This is a genomic window from Pseudonocardia sp. SID8383, assembly GCF_009864975.1.
Lineage (GTDB): Bacteria > Actinomycetota > Actinomycetes > Mycobacteriales > Pseudonocardiaceae > Pseudonocardia > Pseudonocardia alni.
Window position 1 is genome coordinate 1 of record NZ_WWFY01000552.1, and the last position, 9,923, is coordinate 9,923.

Here is a 9,923-nt window from a genome sequence, read left to right on the forward strand (position 1 = left end):
TGGCCGCCGCGGTCGCGAGTCTCGTCCCGGCCGGGGCGCGGATCCAGTTCGGCCCCGGGCGGCTGGCCGCCGCACTCGTCGAGGCCCTGCAGGTGCCGGTCGCGGTGGACTCCGGGCTGCTCGCCGACGCGGTCGTCGACCTGGACGAGCGCGGGCTGCTGCGCGGGACACCGTCGTCGACGGCGCTCTACGGCAGCCCCCGGCTCTACGACTGGGCCGACCGGCTGGGCCGGGCCGGCCGCGGCACGGTCCGCCCGGTCGAGCACACCCACGACGTGTCCCGGCTCAGCACCGGCCCGGGGCCGCTGGTCGCGCTGAACACCGCGCTGGAGATCGACCGGGACGGCCAGGTCAACGTCGAGGGCGTCGCCGGTTCGGCGGCCGGGATGATCGGCGGGCACCCGGACTTCGCGGCCGCCGCGGTCCGCGGGCCGGGGTTGTCGGTGATCGCGCTGCCCGCGGCGCACCGCGGGCGCCCGACGCTGGTCGAGCGGCTCGGCGGACCGGTGACGACGCCGTCGCACGACGTCGACGTGGTCGTCACCGAACGGGGCACGGCGGACCTGCGGGGGCTCGGCCGCGCCGAGCGGCGACGCGCGCTGAGCGCCCTGTGGGGCGGCGCCGTTACGCCAGACGTGTGAACTCCGATCCACGGTGTGACCGGAACCACAGATCACCCGGGGTGAACGGATCACCGACGTCCCGGCCGCGGGCCACCGCCGGCCGGACGGCAGTGAGACGGCGTCCACTCCGGACCCACGATGTGTGACGACCACATGACGTCACTGGTGGGCCCGCACGCCGCCGGTCACCGCCCGGGTCCGCTCGCCGCCGCCCGGAAAATCCCCGAATGACCGGCCGAGTTGCGCATAGCACAACCCCGGCGGCCGTTCCAGTCTCACCCTGGGTGAGGGGACAGGGGCCGCGGGGACACCTACCGTCAGGGCCGTCCCGCACCCGAGCGCCGAGGAGGCGCGCCCCATGACGGCAGACCACCGCAGCGGGCTCCGGGGGCCCGCCAGCACCGTGCAGGAGTTCGGCGACGCGCCCACGGAGGTCCGCGAGTCCACCCATTACAAGCACGAGTACGTGCAGACGTTCGTCGACAAGTGGGACGAGCTGATCGACTGGCGGGCCCGCTACGCCAGCGAAGGCAGCTTCTTCGTCGAGCAGCTCCGCAGGCGCGGTGTCACCAGTGTGCTCGACGTGGCGACCGGCACCGGCTTCCACTCCGTCCGGCTGCTGGAGGAGGGCTTCGAGACCGTCGTCTCCGCCGACGGCAGCGCCGAGATGCTGGCGAAGGCCTTCGACAACGGGATGAAGTTCGGCGGGCACGTGCTGCGCGTCGTGCAGGCCGACTGGCGCTGGCTCAACCGCGACGTCCACGGCGAGTACGACGCGATCATCTGCCTCGGGAACTCGTTCACACACCTGTTCTCCGAGCGTGACCGCCGCCGGGCGCTCGCCGAGTTCTACGCCATGCTCTCCCACGACGGTGTGCTGATCCTCGACCAGCGCAACTACGACGCGATCCTCGACAACGGCTTCAGCTCGAAGCACCAGTACTACTACTGCGGCGACGACGTCGTGGCCGAGCCGGAGTACGTCGACGACGGCCTCGCCCGGTTCCGCTACCGGTTCCCCGACGGGTCCCAGTACCACCTGAACATGTTCCCGCTGCGCAAGGACTACACCCGCCGCCTCATGCACGAGGTCGGGTTCCAGCGGGTCGAGACCTACGGCGACTTCCAGTCGACCTACGCCGACGACGAGCCCGACTTCTTCGTGCACATCGCCGAGAAGGCCTACCTCGACCAGGAGGACGCCGAGTGACACGGACGACCCAGGACACCGCCGAGCACACCGCCCGGTCCTACTACGACTCCGACGACGCCGACACCTTCTACTCCCGGGTCTGGGGCGGCGAGGACATCCACGTCGGCATCTACAGCGCACCGGACGAGCTGATCTCGGTCGCCAGCGCCCGCACGGTGACCCGGATGGCCGAGGTCGCCGGGGTCGGCCCCGGCACCCGGGTACTCGACCTCGGGGCGGGGTACGGCGGCGCGGCCCGCCGGCTGGCGGCCGCACACGGGGCCACGGTGCACTGCCTCAACCTCTCCCCGGTGGAGAACGCCCGCAACGAGCGGATGACCCGGGAGCAGGGCCTGGACGGTCGGGTCGAGGTGACCACCGGCAGCTACGAGGACGTGCCGGTCGAGGACTCCTCGATCGACCTGGTGTGGTCACAGGACGCGTTCCTGCACTCCGGTTCCCGCGAGACCGTGCTGGACGAGATCGCCCGGGTCCTGCGCCCCGGCGGGCAGGTGGTGTTCACCGACCCGATGGCCGTCGACGGGCTCGACCAGTCCTCGATCCAGCCCATCCTCGACCGCATCGCACTGTCCACGATGGCCACGCCCGGCTTCTACACCGACGGGCTGGCGCAGCGTGGCTTCAGCGGCGTCCAATTCCTCGACCACGCCGAGCACCTGCCGACCCACTACCGCCGGGTACGCGAGGAGCTCGTGGCGCACGAGGAGGAGCTCTCGTCGTCGATCTCGGGTCCCTACCTGAGCGCCATGAAGGCGGGCCTGCAGCACTGGGTGGACGGCGGGCGGACCGGGAAGCTCACCTGGGGGATCGTGCACGCGGTCCGGACCTGAGGACGGTGTCCGGCCCGGGCCTCGCGCGGGGCCCGGGCCGGACGCGCTCAGCCGTCGTCGTCGGCGCCGTTGCCGCCGTCGTCGCCGTCCTGCCGGCCGTCCTGGTCGTCGTCGCCGTCGCGGTCGTCGTCGTCCGTGCCCTGCTGCTGTTGCTGCTGCTGGGGGGCCGGCTCGGGGGTCGCGGACCCGCCGCCGCAGGACGCGGCGGTGGTGAGGACGAGCGCGAGCGCCGCGAGGGTGCCGAGCAGCGCCCGGAGAGGGGTGGTTCGTCGCATACGCACGAGTCTTCCCGATCGCCCGGTCAGCCGCAGAGGAAGGCACGCACCGCCGCGGTGGTGGCGGCGGGCTGCTCGTCGACGAGGAAGTGCCCGGCCCCGGTGACCGCCTCCCCGGTGACCAGACCGGGATCGGCGGCCGCGCGGCGCCAGACCTCCAGTGGGCTCTCGCTGTTGGCGCCGACGACGCCGCGCTCGCCCCACAGCACCAGGGTGGGCGCGGCGATCCGCTCGCCCGCCACGTCGGAGGCGGCGTCGTGCTCCAGGTCGATCGAGGCGCCGGCTCGGTAGTCCTCCAGCATCGCGTGCCGGGCCGCCGGGTCGGCGAACGCGCGCTCGTAGGTGGCCAGTGCCTCGGGCGGGTGCGCGTCCAGTCCGGAGCCCCAGCCGCCGAGCAGCGAGTGCAGGTAGCCGATCGGGTCCCCGGCGATGAGTCGCTCGGGCAGGTCGGCGGGCTGGATGAACAGGAACCAGTGGTAGTACGCCGTCGCCAGCGCCCGGTCGGTGTGGGCGTAGACGTAGGCGGTGGGGAGGATGTCGAGCAGCGCGGCCCGCGCGACGCGCTCGGGGTGGTCCAGCAGCATCCGGTGGGTGACACGGGCGCCGCGGTCGTGGCCGACCACGGCGAAGCTGTCGAACCCGAGCCGCGCCATGACGTCGACCTGGTCGGCGGCCATCGCCCGGAACGAGTAGCCGGCGTGGTTCTCGCCGTCGGTGGGGCGGCCGGACTCGCCGTAGCCGCGCAGGTCGGTGGCGACGACGGTGTGGTCACGTGCCAGGTCCGCCGCGAGCGGCCCCCACATGGCGTGGGTCTGTGGGAAGCCGTGCAGCAGCAGGACGGGCGGACCCTCGCCGCCGCGCACCCCGTGGACGACGACCCGCTCCTCGGGCGGGCCGACGGTCAGGTCGAAGGCGTCGAAGTCGACTGTTCCGGGCACGGGTGCCGTCCTCCCTGGTCGGGTCGCGCGCCGGCGGCGGCCGGCCGCGCCACATCGAACACCCAGAACCGCAGCACCGCGAACCGCAGCAGCCCGCCGGCGAGGCTGGCGACCGCGACGACCGCGGCCTCCTCCCCCGGCGTGGTGGCCCCGGCCAGCTGGTGCAGTGCGAGCAGCACCGCGGAGGTGTAGGTCGCGTAGAACGCGACGGTGCCCGCGTCCTGCACCCACTCGCGCAGCCGGTGCGCGGGGGCGCCGTCGAAGGCGAAACGGCGGCTGGCCTCGGTGCTGATCGCGGTGGTGAGGACCAGCGCGACCAGGTTCGCCGGGACGGCCGGGAGCACCGGGCGGCACAGCAGGAACAGCGCGGCGTTCAGCGCCGTCGCCCCACCGCCGACGGCGGCGTAGCGGGCGAGCTGCACGGCCAGCGGGTACCGCCGCGACAACGCGACGACGGCACCGTTCACGCGCCCGGGGACCCGGGCCGCGGAGGTCGCCGGGTCCCCGAACGGCACGTGTGCCGCCGACTGTGCTGCGTCCACCGGTCCTCCCGCCCCCCGCTGGGTAGATCTTCGCAGGAGTACCCCCGACGGATCACCGGGAATCAACCGGACGCGTCACACCTTCACGGGGTGATGCCCCGGGCGGGTGCGCGCGCGGCCGGGCACCGTCACAGTGCGAGGAACACCGTCTCGCCCTCGCCGCGCAGGCGGATGTCGAACCGGTACCGGCCCGGGCCCTCCGCGACGGCGACGAGCGTGTGCCGGCGCGCCTCCGGGACCGCGGCGAGCAGCGGGTCGGTGGCGTGGGCGTCGGCGTGCTCGGGGAAGTAGATGCGGGTGACGACGCGGTCGAGGAGGCCGCGGGCGAACACCGAGACGTCGATGTGGGGTGCCTCGTCGGGCAGCGCACCCGGCAGCACGGTGCGGATCCGCCACCGGCCCTCGTCGTCGGTGGGGCAGCGGCCGAAGCCGCGGAAGCCCTCCACCGTGGACTTCGCCGCGCCGCGCGGGTCGTCGGGATGGTCGAAGCGGCCGTCCGGATCCGCCTGCCAGGTCTCGACCAGCGCGTCGGGCACGAGCGCGCCGGTGCCGTCGACCACGGTCCCGCCGACGAGGACGGCACCCGGGGTGCCGTCGGGCACGACGTCCGGGCCGTCCGGCCAGGGCAGCCCCAGCGACAGGTACGGGCCGACGGTCTGGGTGGGGGTCAGCGGCAGGCTCATGCGTGGGGCTCCTCGAACGGGGTGGCGCCGCGGCCGCGCAGCACGATGTCGAAGCGGAAGGCCAGCGCCCACTCGGGCCGGGTCGCGTCGAGGTCGAAGGTGGACACCAGCCTCCCCCGGGCCTCCTCCGGCGTCGCGTTGTAGATCGGGTCCTGGCCGAACAGCGGGTCGTCCGGGAAGTACATCTGGGTGACCAGCCGCTGGGTGAAGGCACGCCCGAACAGCGAGAAGTGGATGTGGGCGGGGCGCCAGGCGTTGTGGTGGTTGCCCCACGGGTAGGCGCCGGGCTTGATCGTGGTGAACGAGTAGTTGCCCTGCGCGTCGGTGAGGACCCGGCCGCCGCCGGTGAAGTTCGGGTCGAGCGGGGCGGGCCAGTTGTCCCAGCGGTGGGCGTAGCGCCCCGCGGCGTTGGCCTGCCAGACCTCGACGAGGGTGTCCGGCACGGGGCGGCCGTCGGAGTCGAGCACCCGCCCGGCGACGACGATCCGCTGGCCGAGCGCCTCGCCGCCGGCGCCGACGGTGAGGTCGTCGTCGCCCGGGCGGACCGGGCCGGTGAGCAGCGGGCCGGTGATCTCGGTGAGCCGCTGGGGCAGGATCACCGGCTGCTCGGACGGCGCCCGCAGCGCGGTGCTGCGGTAGTCCGGTGAGAGCAGCGGTGCGTGGGTCCCGGCCGGGACGGGGGCGTAGCCCTGCATCGGCGGTCCTTCCTCGTGGTGGGTGGGATCTAGACGGCGCCGTGCGGGAGGCCGACGTAGTTCTCGGCAAGGCTCGTCGCGGCGGCGCGGGAGGTCACGGTGTAGCGCAGCTGGGAGCGCTGCAGGCCGACGCCGAACGCGTCGCCGCCCTCGGTGGCGGGGTCGAAACGGTGGAGCATCGAGGTCATGAACCAGGAGAAGTGCTCGGCCCGCCAGACCCGGCGCAGGCAGGTGTCGGAGTAGGAGTCGAGGCCGCCGGTGTCGCCGTCGCGCAGCGCGCGGACGACCGCCTCGGCGAGCACCCGGACGTCGGCGATCGCGAGGTTCATGCCCTTCGCCCCGGTGGGCGGGACGATGTGCGCGGCGTCGCCGGCGAGGAACAGCCGTCCGCGGCGCATCGGGGAGGCGACCATGCTGCGCATCGGGGTGACCGAGGGCTTCTCGAGGAACTCGCCCTCGTTCATCGTGAAGCCCTCGCAAGCCAGGCGGGTGTGCAGGGCGTCCCAGATGCGGGCGTCGGACCAGTCGGCCGGCCTGGTGTCGTTCGGGACCTGGACGTAGAGCCGGGTCACCTCGGGGCTGCGCATCGAGTAGAGCGCGAAGCCGTTGTCGTGGTGGGCGTAGACGAGCTCGTCGGTGGTGGGAGCGGCCTTCGCGAGCACCCCGAGCCAGGAGAACGGGTAGACCCGCTCGGCGATGTCCGGTGCCACCAGCGGGCGGGAGACGCCGTGGAAGCCGTCGCAGCCGGCGATCACGTCGCAGCGCACGACGTGCTCGGCGCCGTCGGCGTCGGCGTAGGTGACCGACGGGGCGTCGGTGTCGACGTCGTGCAGGGCGACGCCGGAGACGCCGAACTCGACCGGCAGGCCCGCGTCGTCGAGGCGGTCGGCGAGCAGGTCCTTCACGACCTCCTGCTGGCCGTAGACGGTGATCCCGGTGCCGACGAGGTCGGCGAAGTCGATCCGGTGGTCGGCGGCGGGGGCGCCGGGGGCCTCGGCGAAGCGCAGCGAGATGCCGGTGTGCGGCATGCCCTCGCGGTCCAGCCGTCCGGCGACGCCCATCCCGCGCAGCAGCTCGACCGTGGGTGCCTCCAGCACCCCGGCGCGGACCCGGGCCTCGACGTAGGCGCGGTCGCGGGCCTCCAGCACGACCGAGTCGACACCGGCCAGCGCCAGCAGCTTCGCCAGCACGAGCCCGGCGGGGCCCGCCCCGACGATGCCGACCTGGGTCCGGGACTCGCGTCGCTGCGTCATGGGAGTCACCTTCCCGTTCCCGGCACGGCCGTTCGACCGGGCTTCCGCTCTACGGAAGAATGCCCGGCCATGACGACGCGTCCGGTCCGCTCGGGGGTCACCGCGCGGGTGCTGGACGTGCTGGGCGCGTTCAGCGCGCAGGACCCGGTGCTCGGGCTGAGCGACATCTCCCGGCGCACCGGGCTCCCGCTGACGACGGTGCACAGGATCGCCGGTGAGCTCGCCGCGGGCGGGGCGCTGGACCGCGGCGACGACGGCCGCTACCGGATCGGGCTGCGGCTCTGGGAGATCGCGCACCTGGCCCCGGCCAGCCACGGGCTGCGGGAGGCGGCGATGCCGTTCCTGGAGGACCTGCACGAGGTCACCCGGCACAACGTGCAGCTCGCCGTGCTCGACCCGGACGACGCCGGCGAGGTCGTCTACGTCGAGCGACTGTCCAGCCGCGACGCCGTCTCGATCGTCACCCGGACCGGGTCGCGGCTGCCGTCGACGGCGACCGGGGTCGGGCTCGTGCTGCTCGCCCACGCCGACCCGGCCGCGGTCGAGGCCGTGCTGGCCCGCCCGATCCGCCGGTTCACCCCGTTCACGGTGTGCCGCGCCGACGGTGTCCGGGCGCTGCTCGCCCAGGCCCGCACCGGCGGGTTCGTCGTGTCCGACCGGCAGATCGAGGAGGTGTCGATGTCGGTGGCCGCCCCGGTGCGCGGCGGGGACGGTCCGGTGGTCGCCGGGCTGTCGATCGTCGTGCCGGCCGCGACGAACCCGCACACCCTGGTGCCCGCGGTGCGCGCGGCGGCCCGCGGGATCAGCCGGGCGCTCGCCGCATCGTGATCGTTCCGTGCCGTGGCCGGTACGCCCGTCGTGGCGTTCCGTGCCACCGTGACGACGTGCGCGACTTCCGGATCGAGATCCCCGACGCCGAGCTGGACGACCTGCGTGAGCGGCTCGCCCGCACCCGCTGGCCGGATCCGGCGACCGTCGAGGGCTGGTCCCAGGGCGTCCCGCTGGACTACGCCCGCGAGCTGTGCGAGTACTGGCGCACGCGCTACGACTGGCGCCGCGTCGAGGCCGAGATCAACGCGTGGCCGCAGTTCCGCACCGGTCTCGACGGCGGCGGCGACGACTCGGTCGAGATCCACGTGCTGCACGCCCGCTCGAAGCACCCGGACGCGATGCCGCTGCTGCTCACCCACGGCTGGCCGGGCTCGCTGGTCGAGTTCCTCGGCGTGCTGCCCGCGCTGACCGATCCCGAGGACCCCGCCGACGCCTTCCACGTCGTCGTGCCGACGCTGCCCGGGTTCGGGTTCTCCGGCAAGCCCACGACGACCGGGTGGGGGGTCGAGCGGATCGCCGTCGCGTGGGCGCAGCTGATGGACCGGCTCGGCTACGAGCGCTTCGCCGCGCAGGGTGGCGACTGGGGCTCGATGATCACCTCGGCGCTGGGGACCGCGGCCCCGGAGATGCTGTACGGCATCCACCTGACGATGGCGCTGGCGCCCAAGCCCGACGACGCCGCCGGGCTCACCACGCAGGAGAAGGCCGACATCCGCTTCTCCAAGGAGTTCTCCCGCTACGGCTCCGGCTACTCCGCCGAGCAGTCCACCCGTCCGCAGACCATCGGCTACGGGCTCGCCGACTCCCCCGCCGCGCAGTGCACGTGGATCGTGGAGAAGTTCTGGGACTGGACCGACTGCGCGGGTCACCCGGAGAACGTGATCAGCCGGGACCGGCTGCTGGACAACGTCATGCAGTACTGGCTGGGCTCGGCCGGAGCGTCGTCGGCGCGGATCTACTGGGAGAGCTTCGCCCGCCGCCGCCTCGACGACGTCGAGGTCCCGACCGGTGTCGCCCAGTTCCCGCACGAGATGGTGAAGCTCCCCCGGTCCTGGCTGGAGCGCCGCTACACCGACCTGCGCTGGTTCTCGCGTCCCGACGTCGGCGGGCACTTCCCGTCGCTGGAGCAGCCCGAGTCCTTCGTCGACGAGGTGCGGGGGTTCTTCCGCACCCTGCGCTGAGGTCTCAGACCACCAGCACGGACGCGGTGAACGCGTGCAGGTGGTTGCCCGGCCCGACCGGTCCGATCTCCCCGGCGGCGAAGAAGCCGGCCACCCGGGGGCCGGGCGCGTCGCCGGACCCGCCCGCGTGCGGGTCGAGGCCGACGCGCACGGCGTGCACGTCGTGGTCGGCGTCGCCGAACATGCCGGCGCCGCGACCGTTGCAGGAGAACAGCAGCGCGCCCGCGGCCGGCGCGGCGCGGCGCACCGGGGCGAGCAGCTCGTGCAGGTCCTGGGCGGCGCCCGCGGCGTCGCGGACCTGGAAGCGCACGGTGGTGCCGATCTCGACGACGTCGCCCGCGATGACGGCGCCGTCGCCGACGTCGACGGCCAGCACCGCGCGGACCAGGAAGTCCCCACGGTCGTGGGACTCGGCGTACTCGTCGACTGCGACGCCCAGGTGCAGCCCGGTCAGCGCCTGTTGCTGCTCCTCGGGCGGCAGCGCGGTGACGATCTCGCGCAGCCGCTCCGCCGCGGGCCGCCCGGCGAGCTCGGCGATCCGGTTCTGCTCGGCGCGGGTGACGACCATCGGCGGCCCGATCGGGCGGCATCCCTGACTGACGACGACCCGCGCGCCGGACGCGCCGCCGAGCAGCACACCGACCGCGCCACCGTGGTGCACGGTGCCGCCGGCGAACAGCCGGTTGGCCCCGGGGCCGCCGGGGCCGCTCGCCAGGCCGCCGATCACCGGGAAGCCCGGGTTCGTCGACGCGAGCCGGTCCAGCACCCCGCTGACCGGGAACGCGAACGGGTCGGCGAGCAGGACGGCGACGCGGTCGTCCTCGGCGGGCGGGACCGGGCCGCGCACGCCGATCGCGTC

Annotated in this window: 12 protein-coding genes; 5 read left to right on the top strand and 7 right to left on the bottom strand. The window is 74.0% G+C overall.

The genetic code is table 11. The features are described from left to right. The 3 genes from GTW08_RS13465 to GTW08_RS32990 form a co-directional block, all read left to right on the top strand. A partial coding sequence (locus GTW08_RS13465; protein ID WP_275938982.1) for an acetyl-CoA hydrolase/transferase C-terminal domain-containing protein occupies positions 1 to 641 on the top strand: 641 nt, incomplete at its 5' end. Between the two features lie 340 nt (positions 642 to 981). Next, positions 982 to 1,833 carry a class I SAM-dependent methyltransferase gene (locus GTW08_RS32985; RefSeq protein ID WP_100879853.1) on the top strand — a complete coding sequence of 284 codons (852 nt, stop codon included), beginning with the start codon at positions 982 to 984 and terminating at the stop codon, positions 1,831 to 1,833. Further along, on the top strand, positions 1,830 to 2,666 hold the full coding sequence (locus tag GTW08_RS32990) for a methyltransferase domain-containing protein (RefSeq protein ID WP_139282798.1): 837 nt from the start codon (positions 1,830 to 1,832) through the stop codon (positions 2,664 to 2,666). The genes GTW08_RS32985 and GTW08_RS32990 overlap by 4 nt, the downstream gene beginning before the upstream one ends. 47 nt (positions 2,667 to 2,713) lie before the next feature. Here the strand turns inward: GTW08_RS32990 and GTW08_RS13480 are convergent, their stop codons facing one another. The 6 genes from GTW08_RS13480 to GTW08_RS13505 form a co-directional block, all read right to left on the bottom strand. After that, the gene (locus GTW08_RS13480; RefSeq protein WP_073575498.1) at positions 2,714 to 2,941 is read right to left on the bottom strand and encodes a hypothetical protein; all 228 of its coding nucleotides are present in this window, start codon (positions 2,939 to 2,941) and stop codon (positions 2,714 to 2,716) included. Positions 2,942 to 2,967: 26 nt separating this feature from the next. After that, on the bottom strand, positions 2,968 to 3,879 hold the full coding sequence (locus GTW08_RS13485) for an alpha/beta fold hydrolase (RefSeq protein ID WP_139282799.1): 912 nt from the start codon (positions 3,877 to 3,879) through the stop codon (positions 2,968 to 2,970). After that, positions 3,843 to 4,421 (bottom strand): GtrA family protein, encoded by a 579-nt coding sequence (locus GTW08_RS13490; protein WP_157818489.1) that lies wholly within the window; start codon positions 4,419 to 4,421, stop codon positions 3,843 to 3,845. Before GTW08_RS13490 ends, GTW08_RS13485 begins: the two co-directional genes overlap by 37 nt. 128 nt (positions 4,422 to 4,549) lie before the next feature. Then, the gene (pcaG, locus tag GTW08_RS13495) at positions 4,550 to 5,104 is read right to left on the bottom strand and encodes a protocatechuate 3,4-dioxygenase subunit alpha (protein ID WP_073575500.1); all 555 of its coding nucleotides are present in this window, start codon (positions 5,102 to 5,104) and stop codon (positions 4,550 to 4,552) included. Beyond that, positions 5,101 to 5,799, bottom strand: coding sequence for a protocatechuate 3,4-dioxygenase subunit beta (gene pcaH / locus GTW08_RS13500; RefSeq protein WP_062400788.1), 699 nt, complete (start codon positions 5,797 to 5,799; stop codon positions 5,101 to 5,103). The genes pcaG and pcaH overlap by 4 nt, the downstream gene beginning before the upstream one ends. 29 nt (positions 5,800 to 5,828) lie before the next feature. Further along, the gene (locus tag GTW08_RS13505; RefSeq protein ID WP_073575501.1) at positions 5,829 to 7,052 is read right to left on the bottom strand and encodes a 4-hydroxybenzoate 3-monooxygenase; all 1,224 of its coding nucleotides are present in this window, start codon (positions 7,050 to 7,052) and stop codon (positions 5,829 to 5,831) included. A gap of 69 nt (positions 7,053 to 7,121) precedes the next feature. On the opposite strand from GTW08_RS13505, the gene GTW08_RS13510 reads away from it, so the two are divergent. Both GTW08_RS13510 and GTW08_RS13515 read left to right on the top strand, forming a co-directional pair. Further along, on the top strand, positions 7,122 to 7,880 hold the full coding sequence (locus tag GTW08_RS13510) for an IclR family transcriptional regulator (protein WP_073575502.1): 759 nt from the start codon (positions 7,122 to 7,124) through the stop codon (positions 7,878 to 7,880). Between the two features lie 56 nt (positions 7,881 to 7,936). Beyond that, positions 7,937 to 9,064, top strand: coding sequence for an epoxide hydrolase family protein (locus tag GTW08_RS13515; RefSeq protein ID WP_073575503.1), 1,128 nt, complete (start codon positions 7,937 to 7,939; stop codon positions 9,062 to 9,064). A 4-nt stretch (positions 9,065 to 9,068) separates the two neighbouring features. Here the strand turns inward: GTW08_RS13515 and GTW08_RS13520 are convergent. Next, the coding region (locus GTW08_RS13520; protein ID WP_202417131.1) for an FIST N-terminal domain-containing protein at positions 9,069 to 9,923 on the bottom strand (855 nt) is incomplete at its 5' end.